The organism is Streptomyces sp. JHA26 (genome assembly GCF_002005565.1).
GTDB lineage: Bacteria > Actinomycetota > Actinomycetes > Streptomycetales > Streptomycetaceae > Streptomyces.
Window position 1 is genome coordinate 1 of the sequence record NZ_BDJC01000044.1, and the last position, 22,409, is coordinate 22,409.

Below are 22,409 nucleotides of genomic sequence, written 5' to 3' on the forward strand. Positions count from 1 at the left end.
GGCACGTCGGCCCGCTCCCCCGCGCGCTCGTCGCGCGCCTTGCGGAAGGCGGCCAGCGCGGCGGCCTCACCGGGCAGTTCGCCGCTGGTCGGGGCGGGGTGCGCCGCGAGGGCCTCCAGGGCCCCGGCGAGCCGTTCGGCCCGGTCCCGGACCGCGGGGTCGACGGCCTTCAGCGACTCCCCGCGCAGCAGGACCTCCGCCGTTTCACGGTCCAGCCACCCGTCCTGCTCGTCCGCCATCACATGTCCTTCTGCGTCCGCGCACGCGTATGCGTCACAGTCGCGGACGTCACCGCACGGCCGCGCGGTTCTCGCTGGGGCGGCACGGCGTGGAGCGCCCCGATGGATTCCGGATCGCCGCCGAGCAGTTCGGCCAGGCGCTTGAGCCCGCGGTGCGCCGCCGTGCGGACGGCGCCGGGACGCTTGCCCAGCGTCCGGGCCGCGCTCTTGGCGTCCAGGCCGACGACCACCCGCAGGACGACCGCCTCGGCCTGGTCCTGGGGCAGCCGTGCGATGAGGGAGAGGGCGCTGTCGGTGGCCAGGGCCTCGATGGCCTCACCGGCGGTGTCGGAATCGGCGGCCCGGCCGGCCAGCTCGGTCTCGTCGCCGCCGATCGCGGGCCGGCGTCCGCGCAGACGGATGTGGTCCAGCGCGCGGTTGCGGGCGATGCGGGCGGCCCAGCCGCGGAACCGGTCCGCGTCACCGTCGAAACGCTCCAGGTCACGGGCGATCTGGAGCCACGCCTCGGATGCCACGTCCTCGGCGTCCGGATCACCGACCAGCGTCCGCACGTACGCGAGCAACCGCGGGTGCACCGCCCGGTACACCGTCCGGAACGCGGTCTCGTCCCCGTCCTGTGCCGCACGCACCGCGGCGGTCAGCTCCGCGTCGTCCCCCAGCACCGAACGCGCCTCTCTCTGCGCCTGAGCCGGTACCGCTCTCGCGGACCGGGTGCTCGCCGTCGTGGTTCCACATGGAGTGGTTGCGGTGGTCCACCGCTGGTGTGATGCGGGAGGAAGCTCCCCCGCTGGTCGGCGCGAAAGGCACGTTACGTCTTGAAACCGCCGCTCGTCCATGTCCTCATCGCATTGCCGTACAAGACGCAACTAAGCCGTGACTCGGTGAGGTGTGACAGAAAACGCGAAGGCGACGCTGTAGGGAGTGCGGGCCGCCGCGCGACCCGTGCCGCGCGACGGCCGGGGCCTCTCCTGTGGGGGGTGGCGGCTCCGGCCGTCGCCCCGGCCACCGCCGTCGCCTCCGGCGCGGGGCCACCCGCCGCGGCCCCGGCCCGCCTTCTTCCCTTGCCTGCGTCCCCGCGGGGCGGTCACGGCCCGGCGGGCGTCAACCCCGTCCGCGCGCCCTGCGGGACACCACCGCCCGCAGCACCCGGCGCCCCTCGACGGACACGTCCAGGGCGCCGCGCAGCCCTGCCGGGCCGTGGCCCGCGAGCAGTTCCAGGACGGTGACCTGGCGGCGCAGTTCGGCGACGACCAGCGGCGACGTCCCCCACGCGGACTCCTCGCCGCCGGTGTCGGCGCCACCGGCGGCCACCGTCGCGGGGTCGAGGAGCCGGTGGATCCGCAGCGAGGCCACGGAGCAGGCGTCGGCCCAGGCCCGCACCTCGGCGGCCGAGCACCCGGCCGGGGCGGCGGCCAGCATCCGCCGGGCCAGCAGGACGGCCTCGTCCTCACCGGCCGCGTCGGGCCCGGCGAGCTCGCCGCGCACCTGCTCCCACCCCGGTGCCCAGGCGGGCCCGCCCCCGGTCGCGTCCCCGTCGGCGAGGGTCGCCCACAAGGGCCGCAGCACGTCGTCGTCGCCGTCCAGCAACGGCAGGCAGCGGTCCAGACAGGCGAGTCCGCTCGCGGCGAGCCCGCGTGCGTCGGCCTGCGCGATCAGTTCCACCAGACTCATCCGGCGCCTCCTCGTCCCTACCGCCCCGGCCCGCGCTCCGCCGCGGACCCCGCACTTCCCCCTACTGCGCGCGACGGCCCGCGAGTGTCACAGCGGCACCACGCCCAGCCGGTCGAGGAAGCGGAAGAACAGGTCCTCGGCCGTCGGGGCCGCCCCGGACGCGGAGCCCGGGCCGGGGACCGCGCCGTCCCCCGGCTCCGCCGCCAGCACGTCGGTCAGTTCCCCGGCGTCCGCGGTGCGCCCGGCCTCGGCGGCCCAGGCGACGGCACGCTCGGCGGCGTCACGGGGCTCGAGGAAGTAGTCCTCCAGGGTGAGCCCCTCGTTCTCGGCGCCGAGGTACTGGGCCATCGCGGTCCGCGCCAGGCAGGTCGTCCACGCCCCGCCCCCGGGCGCCGCCGCCTCCACGACCACGCAGGCGCTGTCCATGACGTACCCGAACAGCGCGGGCGCGCCGGTCTGCGCGGCCAGGTCGTTCATGTTGCCGACGTCGCCCTCGCCGCCCGGGTACTCCCACAGCTGCCAGCCGCCCGGCGCGGACGCCCGCAGGTCCATGTCCGCGGCGCCCGCCAGCGCGTCCAGCTCCACGAGCGGCCGCTCGGCGCGGCCCACGACGAAATATCCCCAGTAGCCCATGTCCCGGCTCCCCCCGGCGTGTCGGTTCGGCTCGCCCACACATCACCACAGTCGCACGGGAGTGCGCAGCCGGATCGGACGATACGGCGCGACCGGCCCGCGCCCCGGTCGGTCGAGCCGGTCAGTCGAGCCGGTCGGCCAGCGTCTTGAAGTCGGTCCAGGACAGCTCGGGCCTGTCCGGGTCCCACAGCTTCTGGACCGTCGCCGCCAGCGGCAGCCGGATGCCGGCGGCGACCTGGGCCGGGGTCTGGGCGTTCGGGATGTCGCCCCAGACCGCGAAGCTGCCGCCGAGTATCTGGTCGTCGTACTTCGCGTCGACGGCCGTGGTGCCCCGCAGGACGCGCGGGGTCCACTGCTCGTAGATGCGCTCGCCGGTCGGGTAGACGAAGGTCTGCGGCTCGCCGAGCACGTAGTAGAGGAACTCGTCGTTGTAGTTGAGGACCTCGCGGCCCGCGCCCAGGTACTCCGCGGGCGGCCGGGCGCCGATCTCCTTGCCGGTCCAGTAGGCGACCTTGATGTCCTTCAGGGGCTCGACGGAGGTGTCCTTGAAGAAGCCGTCGTTCCAGGCGCGCGGGGTGCGGTCGTCGGCCAGGACGGTCTTGGCGCGGTCGTTGAGCCAGCCGGTGGTGAGGTCGGCGACGGTGCCGCCGGAACCGTAGGCCCTGCGGGCGGCGGCGGCCAGCGTCGGGTAGGACGCCTCGGGGTCGGGCACCACGAGCGCCTGGTACTCGTCGGCGCCCAGGTGGAACTGGGAGCCGGGGAAGAGGGCGGCGTACTCGTTCAGCAGGTCGTCGACGATCTCGCCGGCCTCCGGCTTGGAGATGTCGATCGCGCCGCGCGTGGCCGTGCCCCGGGCGTTGCGCAGCTGGAGGTCGGGGTGGGCGGCGATCACCGCGCCGAGGTGTCCCGGCGAGTCGATCTCGGGGACGACGGTGATGTGCCGGGAGGCGGCGAGGTCGGTTATCTCCTTGACCTCGGCCTTGGTCAGGTGGTCCTGGGAGACGATCTCCGGGTGCGAGTCGGACTCGATGCGGAAGGCCTGGTCGTCGGAGAAGTGCAGGCCCAGCTCGTTGTACTTCAGGTCGCCCAGCTCGCGGACCCGGTCCTTGATCCAGTCGGCGTCGTAGTGCTTGCGGGCGATGTCGAGCATGAAGCCCCGCTTGGGCTTGGCCGGCTCGTCCCTCACCACGCCCTCCGGCGCGGTGCCGCCGCCGTCCACCGCCTGCTTCAGGGTGCGGGTGCCGTAGAAGACGCCCGCCTCGGCCGGCCCGCTGACGGTGACGCGGCCGTCGCGCACGGTCATGGTGTACGACTCGGGGTTCGCGCCCTCGTCGGCCTCGATCTCCAGCCGCAGGTCCCCGGCGCGCGCGTCGTCCTTCTCGCCGGCGTACGCCATCCCCAGCTCGCCGGCCACCAGGCGCCCCTCGTCGGCGAGGGACGCGTCGGCGACGACGACCCGGTGACCGGGGCCGGGCCGCCAGCCGGGGCCGCGGGCCGGGGTGTGCTGCCGTACGGCCGGTATGGTCCGTGGCTCCTGGGACAGGGCGTAGGAGCGGCTGGGAGCGGGCGGGGTGGAGGGGGCGGCCGCCTCGTCGGAGGACCGTGCCGCGGAGCCCGCGGGCCCGGCGCTCCCGTCGCCGTCGGTGGCCCACAGGCCGACTCCCACGCCGAGCGCCGCGACCGCCGCGCCGGCGATCACCGCCCGCTGCCTGACCTTGTGCGCCGGTGTCCGGCGTCCGTGCTGGCTCACATCGCCAACCTAAGTCCGCCCGCTCCACAACGCGTCCACCACATGTTCCGAAACTCTTCCGTTCGGGTGAAATTCGGGCAGCGTACGGACAGGTGATGTCCTTGCTCGATAACGTGTCGGCACATCTTTCGCACAATCCCCTGCCGACACACACGTGACGCCCACAAGGACCCACGCCGCCTGTGCACCGCCTCCCAGACCTCCCCGGCCGAGTCGCCATACCGGTGCCGCCGCAAACCCGCGCCGCGCCGGCCGTCGGCTCCCCGCTGGAGCACTTCAACACCGTCCCCGCCGACGAGGCCGTCCGGACCCTGCTCGCCTGCCTGAACAGCCGCCACTGGGCCCGGCTCCTCGTCTCCCACCGGCCCTACCCGGACCTGCCGGCGCTGCTGGCGGCGGCCGACGAGGCGACGTACGACCTGACCCCGCGGGACCTGGCGGAGGCGCTGGCGGCCGAGGCCCTGCCCGCCCTGCCGGAGGACATGTACGCGGTGGCCCACACGGCCCTGAGCGCGGCGACGGCGGCCTACGAGAGCCGCTTCGGACACGCGTTCGCCATCTGCCTGGACGGCATGCCGCCGAACGAGGCGCTGGACCACGCCCTGGCGGCCATCCGGTCACGATTGACGAACGATCCGGACGAGGAACGGCTGGTGGCGGCCGAAGAGCTCCGGCGCCTGGCGGAGACGCGCCTGACCTGCACCTTCGGGGACACGGGGCCATGACGTCGGCGGCTCCGCCGCGCGGTCGCGAGCGACCGCCGGCGGCCCGCATCCCGGAATCCGGGCGAACCATGCCGTTCCGGTAGCCGTCCGCAGTCGGCCGACTGCTCCTTTGAGTGCAACTTTGATCACATAGGCAGGCCCCCCGTAAGCAGCACAGGAACACGTCGCTACCATGCTGGGGGCCGGTGGACCGTACCCGGCCGGGCCCGACCGACAAGGAAAGCCGGCGCGGCCCCAATCCCCGCTCCCGGAGGAAATTTCCGTGCCGGCTGGAACGCTGTACCGCGGCCGGGAAGGAATGTGGTCCTGGGTGGCTCACCGAGTCACCGGCGTCCTCATCTTCTTCTTCCTGTTCGTTCACGTGCTGGACACCGCGCTCGTCCGCGTGTCCCCCGAGGCCTACGACACCGTCGTGGCCACGTACAAGAACCCGATCGTCGCGCTGCTGGAGTACGGCCTCGTCGCCGCCATCCTGTTCCACGCGCTCAACGGTCTGCGTGTCATCGCCGTCGACTTCTGGATCAAGGGCGCCCGCTACCAGAAGCAGATGCTCTGGGCCGTCGTCGCCGTCTGGGTCGTGCTGATGCTCGGGGCGATCTACCCCGTCCTCGGCCACGCCGCTCGTGAACTGTTCGGGAGCTGACGCGCATGTCCACCTCTGAATCCACCGCTTCCGGGATCGGCCCCGTCGAGGGCGCCTCCGTCTACACGGTCGACAACCCGGCACCGCTGATCGAAGCCCCCCGCGTCCGGACCAAGAAGACCCCGAAGTCCACCCGGGGCAACTTCGAGATGGTCGCCTGGCTCTTCATGCGCCTGTCCGGCGTGGTGCTGGTCGTCCTGGTCCTCGGGCACCTGCTCATCCAGCTCGTGCTGGACGGCGGCGTCTCGAAGATCGGCTTCGCCTTCGTGGCCGGCCGCTGGGCCTCGCCGTTCTGGCAGGTCTGGGACCTGCTGATGCTGTGGCTGGCGATGCTGCACGGCGCCAACGGCCTGCGCACGGTCATCAACGACTACGCGGAGCGGCCGAACACCCGGCTGTGGCTCAAGGGCCTGCTCTACACCGCCACGGTGTTCACCATCCTGCTGGGCACGCTGGTGATCTTCACCTTCGACCCGAACATCCGCTAGGCACGGGGCTGCGAGAATCATGAAGATCCACAAGTACGACACCGTCATCGTCGGCGCCGGTGGCGCCGGCATGCGCGCGGCCATCGAGTCGACCAAGCGCAGCCGCACCGCCGTCCTGACCAAGCTCTACCCCACCCGCTCCCACACGGGCGCCGCGCAGGGCGGCATGGCCGCCGCGCTGGCCAACGTGGAGGAGGACAACTGGGAGTGGCACACCTTCGACACGGTCAAGGGCGGTGACTACCTGGTCGACCAGGACGCCGCCGAGATCCTGGCCAAGGAGGCCATCGACTCCGTCCTCGACCTGGAGAAGATGGGCCTGCCGTTCAACCGGACGCCGAACGGCACCATCGACCAGCGCCGCTTCGGCGGTCACTCCCGCAACCACGGCGAGGCCCCGGTCCGCCGGTCCTGCTACGCCGCGGACCGCACCGGCCACATGATCCTCCAGACGCTGTACCAGAACTGCGTCAAGGAGGGCGTGGAGTTCTTCAACGAGTTCTACGTCCTGGACCAGCTGATCACCGAGGTCGACGGCGTCAAGAAGTCCGCCGGCGTGGTGGCGTACGAGCTGGCGACCGGCGAGATCCACGTCTTCCAGGCGAAGTCCGTGATCTACGCCTCCGGCGGCACCGGCAAGTTCTTCAAGGTGACGTCGAACGCGCACACGCTGACCGGTGACGGTCAGGCCGCCGTGTACCGGCGCGGGCTGCCGCTGGAGGACATGGAGTTCTTCCAGTTCCACCCGACCGGCATCTGGCGCATGGGCATCCTGCTGACGGAGGGCGCCCGCGGTGAGGGCGGCATCCTCCGCAACAAGGACGGCGAGCGCTTCATGGAGAAGTACGCGCCGGTCATGAAGGACCTCGCGTCCCGTGACGTCGTCTCGCGCTCCATCTACACGGAGATCCGCGAGGGCCGCGGCTGCGGTCCCGAGGGCGACCACGTCTTCCTCGACCTCACCCACCTCCCGCCGGAGCAGCTGGACGCCAAGCTGCCCGACATCACGGAGTTCGCGCGGACCTACCTCGGCATCGAGCCCTACACGGACCCGATCCCGATCCAGCCCACCGCGCACTACGCCATGGGCGGCATCCCGACCAACGTCCAGGGTGAGGTCCTCGCGGACAACACCACCGTCGTGCCGGGCCTGTACGCGGCCGGCGAGGTCGCCTGCGTGTCCGTGCACGGCGCCAACCGCCTGGGCACCAACTCGCTGCTGGACATCAACGTCTTCGGCAAGCGGGCCGGCATCGCCGCCGCGGAGTACGCGCAGAAGGCGGACTTCGTCGAGCTGCCGGAGAACCCGGAGTCCCTGGTCGTCGAGCAGATCGAGCGGCTGCGCACCTCCACCGGCTCCGAGCGGGTGGCGACGCTGCGCCGCGAGCTGCAGGAGACCATGGACGCCAACGTCATGGTGTTCCGCACCGAGCAGACGATCAAGACGGCCGTCGAGAAGATCGCCGAGCTGCGCGAGCGCTACAAGAACGTGGCCATCCAGGACAAGGGCCGGCGGTTCAACACCGACCTGCTGGAGGCCGTCGAGCTGGGCAACCTGCTCGACCTGGCCGAGGTCATGGCGGTCTCCGCGCTCGCCCGCAAGGAGTCGCGCGGCGGTCACTACCGCGAGGACTACCCCAACCGCGACGACGTCAACTTCATGCGCCACACCATGGCGTACCGCGAGGTGGGCGACGACGGCACCGAGTCCATCCGTCTGGACTACAAGCCGGTCGTCCAGACCCGCTACCAGCCGATGGAGCGTAAGTACTGATGGCTACCCCTGTCCTGGAGAAGAGCGACAAGGCCCCCGAGCCCGGTTTCGCCGACTCCCCCTACATCACCGTCACGGTCCGTGTCCGCCGGTTCAACCCGGAGGTCTCGGCCGAGGCGACCTGGCAGGACTTCCAGCTGGAGATCGACCCGAAGGAGCGCGTCCTCGACGCCCTTCACAAGATCAAGTGGGACCTGGACGGCACGCTGACCTTCCGCCGTTCCTGCGCCCACGGCATCTGCGGGTCCGACGCCATGCGGATCAACGGCAAGAACCGGCTGGCCTGCAAGACGCTGATCAAGGACATCAACCCCGAGAAGCCGATCACGGTCGAGCCCATCAAGGGCCTGACGGTCCTGAAGGACCTCGTGGTCGACATGGAGCCGTTCTTCCAGGCGTACCGGGACGTGATGCCCTTCCTGATCACGAAGGACACCAACGAGCCGACGCGCGAGCGCCTGCAGTCCGCCGAGGACCGCGAGCGCTTCGACGACACGACCAAGTGCATCCTGTGCGCGGCGTGCACGTCCTCGTGCCCGGTGTTCTGGAACGACGGGCAGTACTTCGGCCCGGCCGCGATCGTGAACGCCCACCGCTTCATCTTCGACTCGCGTGACGAGGCCGGGGAGCAGCGGCTGGAGATCCTCAACGACCGCGACGGCGTCTGGCGCTGCCGCACGACCTTCAACTGCACGGACGCCTGCCCGCGCGGCATCGAGGTCACCAAGGCGATCGCGGAGGTGAAGCGGGCGCTGATCACGCGCCGCTTCTGACGTCCGTCGGTTCGCCGCCGTAGGCCGGTGAGGGCCCCGTTTCCCCTGGAAGCGGGGCCCTCTGGCATATGCCACGCGTTCGGGTGAAGGGCCGATGAAGCACCCCGCGGGCCCGGTCCGGCCTACGATGATGCTCTCGACACCAGCCCCCAGGAGGCACGCGATGTCCGCAGCATCCGTAGAGCTGCCCCACGGCGACCTTCCGCTGATCGCGGAGGCGAACCGCCTCATGGACCGCAACCCGGGCTACCGCGTCGAGATCATCGGAGGCCAGCTCCTCGTGACCCCGCCCCCCGACGTTCCGCACTCGCGGGCCCTCACCAAACTCATGCGCCCGTTCATCGCTGCGGGCCTTGACGACGGCGAAACCGAAGTACACCAGGGCATCGGTCTCTGGCTGCCCACCGACGCCGAGGACTACGCCATTCCGGACCTGGCGATCGTGGATGCCGACATCGACGACCACCTCGTCGAGAACAACTGCTACGACCCGGTCTGCTTCCGTCTCGTCCTGGAGGTCACCTCCAGCAACTGGAAGAACGACCTGAGGGCCAAGGTCACCGCCTACGCCGCCGCCATGGTCCCCGTCTACATGATCGTCGACCGCAAGCACGAGCGGCTCCACGTCCTCACCGACCCCGACTGCGCCGACTACTACACCCACCGCGTCCACTCCCCCGGTGAGCACGTCACCCTCCCCGGCTCCCTCGGTGCCGAGGTCACGCTGGACGTCGCCGAGATCCTTGCCGCCGGACGGACGAAGCCCGCGCCCGACGAGGGCTGACAATCAGCCGTTCCGGGCGATGACCGTCCTAGCCTGACGCCATGTCAGATGACGAGTCGTACGAACTGCTCGGGTTCGACAACGTGCTGCTGCCCGTCGGGGACCTCGGTGAGGCCGTCGGGTTCTACGAGCGGGCCGGCTTCCCCGTGGCCTTCCGGCTCGACGAGGCCGGCATCGCGCTGCTGAAGGTCGGTGGCGAGACGCCGGGCGTCCTGCTGCGGGCCGAGGAGGAGTTCGGGCGGCGCCCGCCCCCGTGGCCCTCCGCGCGGGTCTGGCTGGAGGTCCCCGACGCCCGCACGGCGGCCCGGGCGCTGCGCGAGGCGGGCGTCGCGCCGCTCGACGAGCCGTTCCCCGTCGCCACCGGCTGGACCGTCGAGTTCGCCGACCCGTGGGGCAACGTCATCGGCCTCACGGACTACTCCAAGCGCCCGGAGCTGGGCCGCCGGCCGTAGGACCGACGCGGCCACCGGTCGCGTGACGCGGACCACTCCACCCTTGAGTTGAACACGTTCAAAAGCAGGTCTACAGTCACCCCTGTCAGCGTTTTGAACGCGTTCAAGAAGGGGTGGGGCATGGACCGCACCGTCATCGCCTACGTCATCTACCTGGTCGTCAGCATCGGTCTGACCGTCTGGGTGGCCCGCACGCTCAGCCGCAACGGGCGGGTCTTCCTCGCCGACGTCCTGCACGGCAACGAGAAGCTCGCCGACGCCGTCAACCACCTCCTGGTGGTCGGCTTCTACCTCGTCAACCTCGGCTTCGTCGCCCTGTACCTGAGCGACGACGAGACCATCACCGACACCCGCGGCATCTTCGAGGCGCTGTCGACCAAGCTGGGCGTGGTGCTGCTGGTGCTCGGCGTGATGCACCTGGGCAACGTGTACGTGCTCAACAAGATCCGGCGGCGCGGCATGATGGAGCGCGAGCAGGTGCCGCCGGTCCCGCCGCAGGGCTGGGTGGCCCCGACGGCCGGGGCCTGAGCCGATGGCCCCCGCTCCCGGGACGGCGGCCGGCGCCCCCGTGCGCCGGCTCACCGTCCTCTACGACGCCGAGTGCTCCCTGTGCACCCACGTGCGGGACTGGCTGCTGCGCCAGCCCCGGCTGGTGCCGCTGGAGCTGGTCCCGGCCGGGTCGGACGAGGCCCGGCGGTGCTTCCCCGGGCTCGACCACGGCGCCTCCCTCGACGAGGTCACCGCCGTCGGCGACGCCGGGCAGGTCTACCGGGGCGCCGCCGCCTGGATCGTCGTCCTGTGGGCGCTGCGCGGGTACCGCCGCCTCGCCCACCGGCTCGCCACGCCCACCGGCGCCCGGCTGGCCCGGGGCGCCGTCCTGGCCGCCGCCAAGTGGCGGGAGGGGCAGCGGCGGTGGGGCGGCGACGGGTACCGCCGCGCGGACGGGTGGGTCTACGAGCCGCGGCTGGGGTGGCTGTACACCGGGCCGGGCTGCGACGACGGCGCCTGCGTCACTCGTTAGGCTCTCTTCTCGTGCCTGCGACCAACGACGGCCCCGACGGCGGAGCCCCCCTCAGCAAGTCCGGACAGACCCGCGCGCTGATCCTGGAGACGGCCATGCGGCTGTTCCAGGAACGCGGCTACGACCGGACGACCATGCGGGCCATCGCCCAGGAGGCCGGCGTCTCCGTCGGCAACGCCTACTACTACTTCGCGGGCAAGGAGCACCTGATCCAGGGCTTCTACGACCGGATCGCCGCCGAGCACCAGGCGGCGGTCCGCGAGGTGCTGGCGAAGGAGACCGACCTGGAGGCGCGGCTCGCCGGCGTGCTGAAGGCGTGGCTGGACATCGCGACGCCGTACCACGAGTTCGCGGTGCAGTTCTTCAAGAACGCCGCCGACCCGGACAGTCCGCTCAGCCCCTTCTCCCCGGAGTCGGAGCACGCGCGCGTGGAGGCCATCAGCGTCCACCGGCAGGTGCTGGCCGGCACCAGGACCAAGGTGCCCGAGGAGCTGCGGGACATCCTGCCCGAGCTGATGTGGCTCTCCCAGATGGGGCTGGTCCTGTACTGGGTCTTCGACCGCACCCCGGGCCGCGAGCGCAGCTACCGGCTGGCCGAGCGCGGGGCCCGGCTCACCGCGCGGGGTGTCGCGCTGGCCAGGTTCCGGGTGCTGCGCCCGCTGGTGCGCGAGGTGCACGAGCTGTTCACGGACTTCCTGCCCGGCATGACGGGCGCGCTGCCCGACCCGGCGGCCAGGAAGGCCACCGGTCAGGCCTGACGGGACGCCAGCTCGATCACCGTGATGTCCGACGGCGCCCCGACCCGCGTGGGCGGGCCCCAGGCGCCCGCGCCCCGGCTGACGTACAGCTGGGTGTCGCCGTAGCGCTCCAGGCCCGCCAGCGTCGGGTTGGCGGCGCCCGCGACGAGGCTGCCCGGCCAGAGCTGGCCGCCGTGGGTGTGGCCGGAGAGCTGGAGGTCGACGCCGTGCTCGACGGCGTCGTGGATCTGCACCGGCTGGTGGGCGAGCAGCACGCAGGCGCGGTCCCGGTCACGGTCGCCGAGGGCCTTGACGTAGTCGGGGCCCTGGCCCTCGTCCTCGCCCGCCACGTCGTTGACGCCGGCCAGGTCGAAGTGGGGCAGCTCGGTGCGGGCGTTCTCCAGCGGGACCAGGCCGAGGCGGCGTACCTCGGCCACCCACTGCTCGGCGCCGGAGAAGTACTCGTGGTTGCCGGTGACGAAGTACGCGCCGTGCCGGGCCCCGAGCCGGGACAGGGGCGCCGCCGCCGGGCCGAGGTCCTTCACGCTGCCGTCCACCAGGTCGCCGACGACGGCGATGAGGTCGGGCTGCGTGGAGTTGATCGTGTCGACGACCGTCTGCGCGAAGCCCCGGCCGAGCACCGGGCCGAGGTGGATGTCGCTGACCACGGCGATGCGGAAGCCGTGCGCGGCGCGCGGCAGCTTGGCCAGCGGCACGGTGACCCGCTTCACCTTCGGGCCGCGCAGCACGCCGTACGTGCCGTACCCGACCGTCCCGACGGCCGCCGCGGCCGCGGCACCGGCGACGACGCGGGAGACGAACAGGCGGCGCGAGGGGACGGCGAGGGGGCTCGGGGGCGTGGTGCCGGACGCGGTGGACGGCTCGGGGTCGGCGGGGGGTGTCCGGGGCGGCGCGGTGCCCGCCGGTACGCGCTCCGGGTCCGCGGCCGGGGCGGGCAGCTCACCGGGGTCCGCCGGCCGCGCGGCCGCCCGCCGCTCCAGGAACCGGCGCAGCAGCGGCCGTACGACCTCGCCCGCCAGCACCGCCAGCAGCAGGTAGAGCGCCAGGGCCAGCCACAGGAAGCCCGGCCAGGCCAGGGTGCGCTGCAGCCAGAAGGGGGCGCCGGCGCGCTCGGCGACCAGGGCGCCGACGGCCAGTGCCCAGCCGCCGGCGATCACCACGGCGCCGATGCGGCGCGCGGTGCCGGGACCGCGGGTCGTGTCGCGGAACAGGCGCCGCCACACGTACCAGTTGGCCGTCACCACCACGGCCACCACGGCCAGTGCGACGAGCGCGAAGACGACCACCATGCCGTCGGATCCCCTCAGTCGTGTCGTCGGTGACGTTATGACGTTCGGCGCAGTGCGCGCACTCCGCGCAACCCGATGACCCCGACGGCCGTCCCCAGGAGGAAGGAGACGATCGCGAGCAGCAGGTGCACCCAGAAGTACGCCGTGGGGTCGCCGTCCTCGAAGGCCAGCCCGCTGGCGTCCTCGACCAGGTTTTTGACGAAAGTGATCCAGATGATCCAGCTCCACACCCCGAAGGCGAGCAGGAACCAGGAGACGGGGCGGCTGAGCTTCATGAATCCAGTATCACCGCCGCCCGTCCGATTCCGTGCCCGGGGTGGGGAGCGGGGTGGGAGCACGCCGGCGCCGGGCGGTACGTTCTCGCTCGTGCCCGCATCCAAGAAGACCGGCCGGCGCTCCCTGCTGGTCACCTCCGCCGCCCTGACCGCCCTGACCCTCACGCCGGCCGCGTACGCGGCGCCCGGCCCGTCGACGAGCCCCTCGGCCACTCCCCCGGCGACGATGTCGTCCGTGGGCGGCACGCGGCTCGGGCAACCCGGGAACCAGGTCGACCTCGCGGGCGGGGCGCCCGTCCTGCCCAAGGACCTCACCGCCCGCTCCTGGATCGTGGCCGACGCCGAGACCGGCGACGTGCTCGCCGCGCACAACGCCCACTGGCGGCTGGCCCCGGCGAGCACCCTGAAGATGCTGTTCGCCGACACGCTGCTGCCGAAGTGGCCGAAGACCACGCGGCACAAGGTGGCGGTGTCCGACCTCGCGGGCGTCGGCCCCGGGTCCAGCCTGGTCGGCGTCAAGGAGGAGGAGACGTACACGGTCGAGGACCTGTGGCGCGGCGTCTTCCTGATGTCGGGCAACGACGCCGTGCACGTGCTGGCCGCGATGAACGGCGGCGTCGACAAGACCGTGGCGGAGATGAACCAGCACGCCGAGGAGCTGCAGGCCCTCGACACCACCGTGGTCAGCCCCGACGGCTACGACGCCCCGCGCCAGGTCTCCTCCGCGTACGACCTGACGCTGTTCGCCCGCTCGGGGCTGCAGAAGAAGGACTTCCGCGAGTACGCCTCGACGGTCCGCGCCAAGTTCCCGGGCGAGACGGCCAAGGACAAGAAGGGCAGGACCTACCGCAAGTCCTTCGAGATCCAGAACACCAACCGTCTGCTGCGCGGCGACTACGACGTGGACGTCTACCCCGGCATCGCCGGCGTGAAGAACGGCAACACCACCAACGCGGGCGCCACCTTCACCGGTGTCGCCGAGCGGAACGGCAGGGTGCTGCTCGTCACCGTGATGAACCCGGCGAAGAGTGAGCACAACGAGGTCTACAAGGAGACCGCCCGGCTGCTCGACTGGGGTTTCCAGGCGGCCGGCAAGGTGAAGCCGGTGGGTGAGCTGGTGCCGCCGCGGAGCGCGGTGCGGGCGAACCCGGGACCCGAGGCCTCGGGTCAGGCCGGGGGCGGCGACGGGAAGGCCGCCGCGGGGACGAAGCCGGTGGCGGGCGCCCCGGCCGCGGACGGCTCCACCGGCGTCGGGACGGCGGCCGGCATCGCCGCCGGGGTGCTGGTGCTGCTCGCGGGCGGCGCGTTCCTGGTCAACCGTCGCTGGCCGCTGCCGGAGCTGGTGCGCCGCCGTCCCCGTCCGTGAGTTCCTCGGCCTTGCTGCCCGTCGCCGTCCAGGCGGCGCAGAACAGCACCAGCTTCGAGGTGAAGTTGATCCACAGCAGCAGGGCGACGGGGACACCGAAGGCGCCGTACATGCTCTTCGTGGCGACGCCCTGCATGTAGCCGCTGAGCAGCAGCTTGAGCAGTTCGAAGCCGACCGCGCCGATCAGGGCGGCCACCAGCAGGCGGCGGCGGGACGGGTGGACGCCGGGGAGCAGGGTCAGCACGTACAGCAGCAGGAGGAAGTCGGCGAGGACGGCGACGGCGAGGGCGGCGACGTGCAGCAGGACGCTGCCGAAGCCGCCCTCGGTGATGCCCAGCTGACGGACGATCCATCCGACGAGCGCCGAGGCGACGGTGGAGATGGCGACGGTGACCAGGAGGGCGCCGCCGAGGCCGACGAGGACGCCCGCGTCCTTGGCCCGGTGCAGGAGCGGGTTCTCCTCCTCGTCCGGCACCTCCCAGACGGCGCGCAGGCAGCCCCGGGTGGCGTCGACCCAGCCGATGCCGGTGAAGAGCAGCAGCAGGCCGGCGATGAGGCCGACGGTGCCGGCGTTGTCGACCAGGCCCTGGATGTTCAACTGGTCGGAGATGCCCGGCACCTGCTCGGCGACCTTGTCCTGGAGCTGGTCCTGTTGCTCCTTGCCGAGCGTGGCGGCGGCGACGGCGGCGGCGAGGCTGAGCAGGGGGAAGAGCGCGACGAAACTGGTGAACGTCATCGCGGCGGCCAGCCGCGTCCACGCGACCCGGTCCAGCCGCTCGTACGACCGCCACGCGTGCGTGGTCGTCAGCCGTGCGATCCACGGCCCCACCACGGGGAGCTTCTTCAGCCAGTCCATGATCCGACCCTGCCCCCGGTCGTCCCGGTCCATGATCCCGGCCGGCGGCCGGTCGTCTCCCCGGAGCGGAAGACCAGTGTCCTTGTGCCCCAGAAACGCAGGATGGTGGCCAGTGCCATGCCGATTCCCGCCCCGGAGACGGTGTCGGCGCGCTGCGAGGTGAGGCCGAGGCCGTAGTGGCTGACGGTCAGGCACAGCAGCTGCACGGCGGCGCCGGCGGCGTTCACGGCGCAGAACACGGCGTACGGGCGCAGGCCGCGGGGGCGGGTGTGCCGGTAGGTGCCCAGCGCGTTGCCCGCGTAGGCCACCGAGCAGCCGGCGGCGAAGGACAGGGCCTTGGCGGTGAGCGGGCCGAGTCCGGCGGGGCCGCGCAGCACGGTGAAGAGACCGAGGTCGACGGCGTAGGCGAGCAGTCCGGCGGTGGCGAAGCCCAGCAGTTCGCGCCGGGCGGTTACCAATTGGCCACCGCCAGGCCGTACATCGCCACCCACACCACGCCGATCAGCGCGAGGGCACGGTCGCGCAGGACGACGTCCTCGGGTTCGCCCGCGGTGCCGCGGTCGGCGAAGACGGCGTAGCGCAGCACGGCGAGGATGAAGGCGACCATGGACAGCTGGCGCCAGGGCAGCACGCTGGTGTGCGGGACTCCGCCCTCCTCCATGGCCCACAGGCAGTAGCCGAGGACGGCGACGCCGGCCGCGAGCTGCCAGACGAAGCGGAGGTAGCCGGTGGTGTACTCGGTGAGCAGGGCGCGGGTGGCGCCCTGCTTGCCGGCCATCTGCACGGCCTCGCTGTAGCGCTTGGCGGAGACCATGAACAGGGCGCCGAAGCCGGTGGTGATGAGGAACCAGCGCGACAGCGGGATGCCCAGCGCCAGCCCGCCGATCATCGCGCGCATCAGGAAGCCGGTGGTGACGACGGCGAGGTCGACGACCAGGACGTGCTTGAGGCTGACGCAGTACGCCACCTGCATCGCGAGGTAGGCGACCAGCAGGGCCGCGACGGGCGGGGGGCACAGCCGGGCCGCGACGAGGGGCGCGAGGACGCCCAGGGCGCCCCCGACGGCGTAGGCGACCGGCACCGGGACCTGTCCGGCGGCGACGGGGCGGTGGCGTTTGACCGGGTGGGCGCGGTCGGCCTCGGCGTCGCGGGCGTCGTTGACGAGGTAGACGGCGGCGGCGCAGGCGGTGAACAGGAGGAAAACGAGGGCGAGTTGTGTCAGGGCGTGCCGGGAGAACAGCTCGCCGGCGGCGGCCGGGGCGGCGACGACCAGGACGTTCTTGATCCACTGGCGGGGGCGCGCGGTCCTGAGCAGGCCGCCCACGAGGCCGCCGCGGGGCGGGTCGGGCTGCGGGGGCTGTTCGGACGAGCGCTGTCGCAGGACGGCCGTGTCGGTCACCGGGTCCCTCCGCGCATCCAGTCGGCGCCGAGCCGGGCCGTGAGCGCGCCGAGGGCCGCGCCCGCCGCCACGTCGGACGGGTAGTGGACGCCGACGACCAGCCGGGACACGCACACGGCGGCGGCCGCCGGCCAGGCCGCGCGCACGCCGAGCGCGCCGAAGACGACGGCGGCGGCCGCGGCGGAGGCGGCGTGGGAGCTGGGGAAGGAGTGCCGGCTCGCGGTGCGCACCAGGGGCCGGACGTGTGCGGGGCGGGGGCGGCGCACGACCCGCTTCACCCCCATGCTGGCCAGGTGCGCGCCCGCGGTGAGCGCGGTGCCGCGCAGCCAGGCCGTCCGTCGCGGGCCGTCCACGGCGGCCGCGGTGAGGCCCGCGGCGAGCCACAGTGCTCCGTGTTCCCCGGCCCAGGACAGGGCGCGCGCGGCGGCGGCCACGCGCGGGTCCGTGCCGCAGGCTCTGAGCGCCGTCACGATCCGGTGGTCCATGTCGTCGAGGTCGTCCATGGGGACTCACTGTTCACGCCGGAGGCGTGGTAAGTCCGGCATCCTCGGGCGACATACCATTAATCACCCGTTTCGGGGAGGGCCGGGATGTTCCGGAACCGATGGTTCGTCCTAGGGGGATACGGTCACCGGCATGTCTGCCGACACCGTTCCCGTCGCCGAATGGAGCCCCCTCACCGGCTGGGGCCGCACCGCGCCCACCGCGGCCCGGCTGGTCCGTCCGCGGACGTACGAGGAGGCCGCGGCGGCGGTCCGGGAGTGCGGGGCGCGCGGCGGCATCCCGCGGGGCCTGGGCCGGGCGTACGGCGACGCGGCGCAGAACGCGGGCGGCGCGGTGCTCGACATGACGGGCCTGGACCGGATCCACGCCGTCGACGTCGACGGCGGCACCGTGCTGTGCGACGCGGGCGTCTCCCTGCACCGGCTGATGGAGGTCCTGCTGCCGCTCGGCTGGTTCGTGCCGGTGACGCCCGGCACCCGTTACGTGACGGTCGGCGGGGCGATCGGCGCCGACATCCACGGCAAGAACCACCACGTGTCCGGGTCCTTCGCCCGGCACGTGCTGTCCCTGGAGCTGCTCACCGCCGACGGCCGGGTCCGCACGGTGGGGCAGGGCACGCCGCTGTTCGACGCCACCGCCGGCGGCATGGGCCTGACCGGGGTGATCCTCACCGCGACCGTGCGGCTCCAGCCGGTCGAGACCGCGCTGATGTCGGTCGACACCGAGCGCGCCGCCGACCTCGACGACCTCATGGCCCGCCTGACGGCCACCGACCACCGCTACCGCTACTCGGTCGCCTGGATCGACCTGCTGGCGCGCGGCGGGGCGACCGGCCGCGCGGTCCTGACCCGCGGCGACCACGCCCCGCTGGACGCGCTGCCGGCCCGCGCCCGGCGCGAGCCGCTGGCCTTCCGCACCCCGCGCCTGCCGGCGGCCCCCGCCTTCCTGCCGGAGGGACTGCTCAGCCGGACGAGCGTGGGCCTGTTCAACGCGTTCTGGTACCGCAGGGCCCCCCGTGCGCGCCGCGGGCAGCTCCAGCGGATCTCCACGTTCTTCCACCCGCTGGACGGGGTGCCCCACTGGAACCGGATCTACGGCCGCGGCGGCTTCGTGCAGTACCAGTTCGTCGTCGGTCACGGCCGGGAGGAGACCCTGCACCGGATCGTGCGGCGCATCTCCGCGCACCGCTGCCCGTCCTTCCTGGCCGTCCTCAAGCGCTTCGGCGAGGCCGACCCGGGCTGGCTGTCGTTCCCGGTGCCCGGCTGGACCCTCGCGCTGGACGTCCCGGCCGGGCTGCCGGGGCTCGGCGCCTTCCTCGACGAGCTCGACGAGGAGGTCGCCGCGGCCGGCGGCCGGGTCTACCTCGCCAAGGACTCCCGGCTGCGGCCCGACCTGCTCGCCGCGATGTACCCGCGCCTGGACGACTTCCGCGCGCTGCGCGCGGAGCTGGACCCGCGCGGGGTGTTCACGTCCGACCTGTCCCGGCGCCTCGCCCTGTGACCCTTCCTGGAGCTGTCGTGAAGGACGCCTTCGGCCTCCCCCAGTCCCTTCTCGTCCTCGGCGGTACGTCCGAGATCGCGCTGGCCACCGCGCGCCGGCTGATCGCCCGCCGCACCCGCACCGTGTGGCTGGCCGGCCGGCCCTCCCCCGCGCTGGACGCGGCGGCCGGGCGGCTGCGGGAGCTCGGCGCCGAGGTGCGCACCGTCGCCTTCGACGCGCTGGCCCCCGAGTCCCACGAGGAGGCGCTGGGCAAGGTGTTCGCCGAGGGCGACATCGACCTGGTGCTGCTCGCGTTCGGCGTCCTCGGCGACCAGGCGCACGACGAGCGCGAGCCGCTGAACGCCGTGCGGGTCGCGCAGACCAACTACACCGGCGCGGTCTCGGCCGGTCTGGTGAGCGCCCGCGCGCTGCAGGCGCAGGGGCACGGCTCGCTGGTGGTGCTGTCGTCGGTGGCCGGGGAGCGGGCCCGCCGGGCCAACTTCATCTACGGTTCCAGCAAGGCCGGCCTGGACGTCTTCGCGCAGGGCCTCGGCGACGCGCTGCACGGCACGGGCGTGCACGTCATGGTCGTACGCCCCGGGTTCGTGCGGTCGCGGATGACCGCCGGGAGGGAGGAGGCGCCGTTCGCGACGACGCCCGAGGCGGTCGCGTCGGCCATCGAGCTGGGGTTGCGGCGCCGCTCGGAGACGGTGTGGGTGCCGGGTGCGCTGCGGGTGGTGATGTCGGCGCTGCGGCACCTGCCGCGGCCGCTGTTCCGGCGGCTGCCGGTGTAGGGGTCTAGGGCCTGGTGCGAAAGTGGCCTCGTCGCCCGAAGGGCGGCCGCGCGGCGTCCGGTGCGTGCTCTCGGCGTGCCGCCCGGAAGCCCTCGTACTGGGCGTACCCGGGCTTCCGGGCGGTGCGGCGAGAGTGCGTGCCGGGCGTCGCGCGGCAGAGGCCACTTTCGCAACAGGTCCTAGCGGGTCGGCAGGGAGCCGGTCTCCACGCGGCCGGCCTGCGGGGGGACGACCGCGCTGCCGAAGGGGAACTCGCGCAGCTTGCGCCACACCCCGTCGGGGCCCTGCTCGTAGAGCGCGAAGCCGGTGCACGGCCACTGGGCCTCGTAGTCGGCCAGCTCCTCGTAGGCGCGGTCCATCGCGGCCTCGTCGATGCCGTGCGCGACGGTGACGTGCGGGTGGTACGGGAACGGCAGTTCGCGCGGGAGCGGCCCGGAGGAGTCGCGGATCCGCTTCTGGAGCCAGGAGCAGGCCGCGGCGCCCTCGACGACCTGGACGTAGACCACGGGCGACAGCGGGCGGAAGGTCCCGGTGCCGGACAGCCGCATCGGGAAGGGCCGGCCGCGGGCCGCCACCTCCGCCAGGTGCGACTCGACGGCGGGCAGCGCCGCGCCGTCGATCTCGGTCGGCGGCAGCAGGGTGACGTGCGTGGGGATGCCGTGTGCCGCGGCGTCGCCGAAGCCCGCGCGCAGCTGCTGAAGCCGGCTGCCGTGAGGCTCCGGGACCGCGATCGACACGCCGATCGTTACGGTCCCCACGTCGTCTCCCTGTCGTTCTGTCGGTGCCGCCCGCCCACCGGCGCGCGGCGGTGGCCGCCGATGCGGCCACCCGGATATCGACTGTACGGCCACGACCGCGCCCCGGGCAGGCGCAACCGGAGTGATGTGCAGCGCTACGGTGGCGTACCGGGCGCTCGGGGTCCTGCCGCCGGTCAGTGCTTGGCGGGCAGGAAGCCCATGCCGTCGTAGGCCCGGGAGAGGGTCTCCGCGGCGACGGAACGGGCCTTCTCGGCACCCTTGGCCAGCACCGCGTCGAGGGTCTCCGGGTCGTCCAGGTACTGCTGGGTGCGCTCCCGGAAGGGCGACACGAACTCGACCATGATCTCGGCGAGGTCCGTCTTCAGCGCGCCGTAGCCCTTGCCCTCGTACTGCTGCTCCAACTCGGGGATCGACGTGCCGGTGAGCGTGGAGTGGATCGTCAGCAGGTTGCTGACGCCGGGCTTGTGCTCGCGGTCGAAGCGGATCACCGTGTCGGTGTCGGTGACCGCGCTCTTGACCTTCTTCGCGGTGACCTTGGGCTCGTCGAGCAGGTTGATCAGGCCCTTCGGGGTGGCCGCCGACTTGCTCATCTTGGCGGTCGGGTCCTGAAGGTCGTAGATCTTCGCCGTCTCCTTGAGGATGTACGCGCTCGGCACGGTGAAGGTGTCGCCGTAGGTCTGGTTGAACCGGTCGGCGAGGTCGCGGGTCAGCTCCAGGTGCTGGCGCTGGTCCTCGCCGACGGGGACCTGGTCGGCCTGGTAGAGCAGGATGTCGGCGACCATCAGCATCGGGTACGTGAACAGGCCGACGGTGGTGCGGTCGCTGCCCTGCTTGGCGGACTTGTCCTTGAACTGGGTCATCCGGGAGGCCTCGCCGAAGCCGGTGATGCAGTTCATCAGCCAGCCGAGCTGGGCGTGCTCGGGCACGTGGCTCTGCACGAACAACGTGCAGCGCTCCGGGTCGAGACCGGCCGCGAGGAGCTGGGCGGCGGCGACGCGGGTGTTCTCCCGGAGCACCTTCGGGTCCTGCGGGACCGTGATCGCGTGCAGGTCGACGACCATGTAGAACGCGTCGTGGGTGTTCTGCATGTCGACCCACTGACGGACGGCACCGAGGTAGTTGCCGAGGTGGAACGAGCCGGAGGTCGGCTGGATACCGGAGAGCACGCGGGGACGGTCATTCACCATGCCAGCCATTCTCTCAGGCCGGGGCGGGCGGTCGGGCACTGGTCCGGTACGGAGGTGTTCCCGGCCGTCCGCTGTGATGTAACAAGGACGGTGGTGCAACGAGGGAGGACGGGGCGGGAGGGGGCGTCATGCGACGGCTGGCGTGTGCGGTGGCCGCGGCGGCGGCGGTGCTGCTCGGGGGCGGGCCGGGGGCCGCTGCGGCGGAGGGCGCGCCGCTCGACCAGCCCGACGTGGCGGTGGTCGTGTGGTCCGGCACCGGGCGTACCGCGTCCTGGCACGCCGGGGAGCCCGACTTCGACCGGCTGCGGGACCTGCTGGAGCAGGATCACCCGGACACGGAGCGGGTCCCCGGGTCCTGGACGGCGGGCGGTGCGCCCCCCGTGCGGCTCACCGTCCTGTGGGGGATGACGGGGGTGGGTGGCTGGCCGCAGACGCGGCGGGCGCCCGGCGGTGACGTGGCGATGCTGCGCCAGGACCAGTTGCTGGTGGCCGAGGACGGCACTCCGTGGGTGCGTACGGATCCCGCGCCGGACGTCGCGGACGACGACATCCGCTGGCGCCGGGCCCCGCGGCGGGTGTACGACCGGCTGGCCGCCGAGGGATTCCTCGGCGAGGAACCCGCCGACGCCGGTGACGGCGGTGGCGGCGGACCGTGGGGCGGGGTGCGGTGGGGCGCCGCGGGGCTCGCGGCGGGGGTCGCCGCGACCCTGTTGGTACGCCGCGCGGCGGCCCGGCACGGTGCCGGACCGCCGCGCGGCGAGCCGCGTCAGGAGCTGATCGACCTCTGAACG

General features: G+C 72.8%; 26 protein-coding genes and 1 pseudogene. 14 read left to right on the plus strand and 13 right to left on the minus strand.

Annotation, left to right across the window (positions count from 1 at the left end; all coding sequences use genetic code 11):
- From JHAT_RS24110 to JHAT_RS24130, 5 genes and pseudogenes are all read right to left on the minus strand, one after another.
- A pseudogene (locus JHAT_RS24110) lies at nt 1-239 on the minus strand (hypothetical protein); the annotation flags it as partial.
- Nucleotides 239-901, minus strand: coding sequence for an RNA polymerase sigma factor (locus JHAT_RS24115; RefSeq protein ID WP_077800343.1), 663 nt, complete (start codon nt 899-901; stop codon nt 239-241). The pseudogene JHAT_RS24110 and the gene JHAT_RS24115, both read right to left, overlap by 1 nt.
- Nucleotides 902-1,340: 439 nt before the next feature.
- Nucleotides 1,341-1,910, minus strand: coding sequence for a hypothetical protein (locus JHAT_RS24120; protein ID WP_077800344.1), 570 nt, complete (start codon nt 1,908-1,910; stop codon nt 1,341-1,343).
- An 87-nt stretch (nt 1,911-1,997) separates the two neighbouring features.
- Nucleotides 1,998-2,543, minus strand: coding sequence for a hypothetical protein (locus tag JHAT_RS24125; protein ID WP_077800345.1), 546 nt, complete (start codon nt 2,541-2,543; stop codon nt 1,998-2,000).
- Nucleotides 2,544-2,664: 121 nt separating this feature from the next.
- Entirely contained in the window at nt 2,665-4,293 is a 1,629-nt protein-coding gene (locus tag JHAT_RS24130) for a glycoside hydrolase family 20 protein (protein WP_375603585.1), read from the minus strand.
- Between the two features lie 224 nt (nt 4,294-4,517).
- On the opposite strand from JHAT_RS24130, the gene JHAT_RS24135 reads away from it, so the two are divergent.
- From JHAT_RS24135 to JHAT_RS24180, 10 genes are all read left to right on the plus strand, one after another.
- Entirely contained in the window at nt 4,518-5,018 is a 501-nt protein-coding gene (locus JHAT_RS24135; protein WP_077800346.1) for a 2-oxo-4-hydroxy-4-carboxy-5-ureidoimidazoline decarboxylase, read from the plus strand.
- 262 nt (nt 5,019-5,280) lie between these two features.
- On the plus strand, nt 5,281-5,661 hold the full coding sequence (gene sdhC, locus JHAT_RS24140) for a succinate dehydrogenase, cytochrome b556 subunit (protein ID WP_077800347.1): 381 nt from the start codon (nt 5,281-5,283) through the stop codon (nt 5,659-5,661).
- Between the two features lie 5 nt (nt 5,662-5,666).
- Entirely contained in the window at nt 5,667-6,149 is a 483-nt protein-coding gene (locus JHAT_RS24145) for a succinate dehydrogenase hydrophobic membrane anchor subunit (RefSeq protein WP_077800348.1), read from the plus strand.
- Nucleotides 6,150-6,168: 19 nt separating this feature from the next.
- Entirely contained in the window at nt 6,169-7,923 is a 1,755-nt protein-coding gene (gene sdhA / locus JHAT_RS24150) for a succinate dehydrogenase flavoprotein subunit (RefSeq protein ID WP_077800349.1), read from the plus strand.
- Complete coding sequence (locus JHAT_RS24155) at nt 7,923-8,696, plus strand: succinate dehydrogenase iron-sulfur subunit (protein WP_077800350.1); 774 nt, start codon at nt 7,923-7,925, stop codon at nt 8,694-8,696. The genes sdhA and JHAT_RS24155 overlap by 1 nt, the downstream gene beginning before the upstream one ends.
- A gap of 163 nt (nt 8,697-8,859) precedes the next feature.
- Nucleotides 8,860-9,480, plus strand: coding sequence for a Uma2 family endonuclease (locus JHAT_RS24160; RefSeq protein WP_077800351.1), 621 nt, complete (start codon nt 8,860-8,862; stop codon nt 9,478-9,480).
- A gap of 41 nt (nt 9,481-9,521) precedes the next feature.
- Nucleotides 9,522-9,932, plus strand: a complete 411-nt coding sequence (locus tag JHAT_RS24165; protein WP_077800352.1) for a VOC family protein — start codon at nt 9,522-9,524, stop codon at nt 9,930-9,932.
- Between the two features lie 120 nt (nt 9,933-10,052).
- Nucleotides 10,053-10,460: a hypothetical protein gene (locus JHAT_RS24170; protein WP_077800353.1), complete on the plus strand. Its 408-nt coding sequence runs from the start codon at nt 10,053-10,055 to the stop codon at nt 10,458-10,460.
- A gap of 4 nt (nt 10,461-10,464) precedes the next feature.
- Entirely contained in the window at nt 10,465-10,953 is a 489-nt protein-coding gene (locus JHAT_RS24175) for a thiol-disulfide oxidoreductase DCC family protein (protein ID WP_077800354.1), read from the plus strand.
- Between the two features lie 11 nt (nt 10,954-10,964).
- Nucleotides 10,965-11,711 carry a TetR/AcrR family transcriptional regulator gene (locus JHAT_RS24180; protein ID WP_077800355.1) on the plus strand — a complete coding sequence of 249 codons (747 nt, stop codon included), beginning with the start codon at nt 10,965-10,967 and terminating at the stop codon, nt 11,709-11,711.
- On the opposite strand, the gene JHAT_RS24185 is transcribed toward JHAT_RS24180, so the two are convergent.
- Together JHAT_RS24185 and JHAT_RS24190 are read right to left on the minus strand one after the other, a co-directional pair.
- Nucleotides 11,702-13,000 (minus strand): metallophosphoesterase, encoded by a 1,299-nt coding sequence (locus JHAT_RS24185; RefSeq protein WP_077800356.1) that lies wholly within the window; start codon nt 12,998-13,000, stop codon nt 11,702-11,704. The genes JHAT_RS24180 and JHAT_RS24185 overlap by 10 nt on opposite strands.
- Nucleotides 13,001-13,035: 35 nt before the next feature.
- A complete protein-coding gene (locus tag JHAT_RS24190) occupies nt 13,036-13,275 on the minus strand; it encodes an SCO4848 family membrane protein (RefSeq protein WP_077800395.1) in 240 nt (79 codons plus the stop codon).
- Nucleotides 13,276-13,366: 91 nt separating this feature from the next.
- Here JHAT_RS24190 and JHAT_RS24195 point away from each other — a divergent pair, with 91 nt between their 5' ends.
- Nucleotides 13,367-14,641, plus strand: coding sequence for a D-alanyl-D-alanine carboxypeptidase family protein (locus JHAT_RS24195; RefSeq protein ID WP_375603586.1), 1,275 nt, complete (start codon nt 13,367-13,369; stop codon nt 14,639-14,641).
- Here JHAT_RS24195 and JHAT_RS24200 read toward each other — a convergent pair.
- From JHAT_RS24200 to JHAT_RS24215, 4 genes are read right to left on the minus strand one after another with little or no spacing between them, the layout of a single operon-like run.
- Nucleotides 14,589-15,497, minus strand: coding sequence for a YihY/virulence factor BrkB family protein (locus tag JHAT_RS24200; protein WP_253195588.1), 909 nt, complete (start codon nt 15,495-15,497; stop codon nt 14,589-14,591). The two genes, JHAT_RS24195 and JHAT_RS24200, sit on opposite strands and share 53 nt — an antisense overlap.
- A complete protein-coding gene (locus tag JHAT_RS24205; RefSeq protein ID WP_077800359.1) occupies nt 15,485-15,955 on the minus strand; it encodes a GtrA family protein in 471 nt (156 codons plus the stop codon). Before JHAT_RS24205 ends, JHAT_RS24200 begins: the two co-directional genes overlap by 13 nt.
- A complete protein-coding gene (locus JHAT_RS24210) occupies nt 15,949-16,896 on the minus strand; it encodes a decaprenyl-phosphate phosphoribosyltransferase (protein ID WP_077800360.1) in 948 nt (315 codons plus the stop codon). The genes JHAT_RS24205 and JHAT_RS24210 overlap by 7 nt, the downstream gene beginning before the upstream one ends.
- Nucleotides 16,893-17,399, minus strand: a complete 507-nt coding sequence (locus tag JHAT_RS24215) for a phosphatase PAP2 family protein (protein WP_077800361.1) — start codon at nt 17,397-17,399, stop codon at nt 16,893-16,895. The genes JHAT_RS24210 and JHAT_RS24215 overlap by 4 nt, the downstream gene beginning before the upstream one ends.
- Before the next feature lie 133 nt (nt 17,400-17,532).
- Between JHAT_RS24215 and JHAT_RS24220 the strand changes: the two genes are divergently transcribed.
- Entirely contained in the window at nt 17,533-18,900 is a 1,368-nt protein-coding gene (locus JHAT_RS24220; protein WP_077800362.1) for an FAD-binding protein, read from the plus strand.
- A gap of 17 nt (nt 18,901-18,917) precedes the next feature.
- Nucleotides 18,918-19,673, plus strand: a complete 756-nt coding sequence (locus JHAT_RS24225) for a decaprenylphospho-beta-D-erythro-pentofuranosid-2-ulose 2-reductase (RefSeq protein WP_077800363.1) — start codon at nt 18,918-18,920, stop codon at nt 19,671-19,673.
- 179 nt (nt 19,674-19,852) lie between these two features.
- Here the strand turns inward: JHAT_RS24225 and JHAT_RS24230 are convergent, their stop codons facing one another.
- Together JHAT_RS24230 and trpS are read right to left on the minus strand one after the other, a co-directional pair.
- Complete coding sequence (locus JHAT_RS24230; protein WP_077800364.1) at nt 19,853-20,431, minus strand: 2'-5' RNA ligase family protein; 579 nt, start codon at nt 20,429-20,431, stop codon at nt 19,853-19,855.
- Nucleotides 20,432-20,604: 173 nt separating this feature from the next.
- The gene (trpS, locus tag JHAT_RS24235; protein WP_077800365.1) at nt 20,605-21,618 is read right to left on the minus strand and encodes a tryptophan--tRNA ligase; all 1,014 of its coding nucleotides are present in this window, start codon (nt 21,616-21,618) and stop codon (nt 20,605-20,607) included.
- A 128-nt stretch (nt 21,619-21,746) separates the two neighbouring features.
- On the opposite strand from trpS, the gene JHAT_RS24240 reads away from it, so the two are divergent.
- On the plus strand, nt 21,747-22,406 hold the full coding sequence (locus JHAT_RS24240) for a hypothetical protein (RefSeq protein WP_077800366.1): 660 nt from the start codon (nt 21,747-21,749) through the stop codon (nt 22,404-22,406).
- Nucleotides 22,407-22,409: the final 3 nt, after the last annotated feature.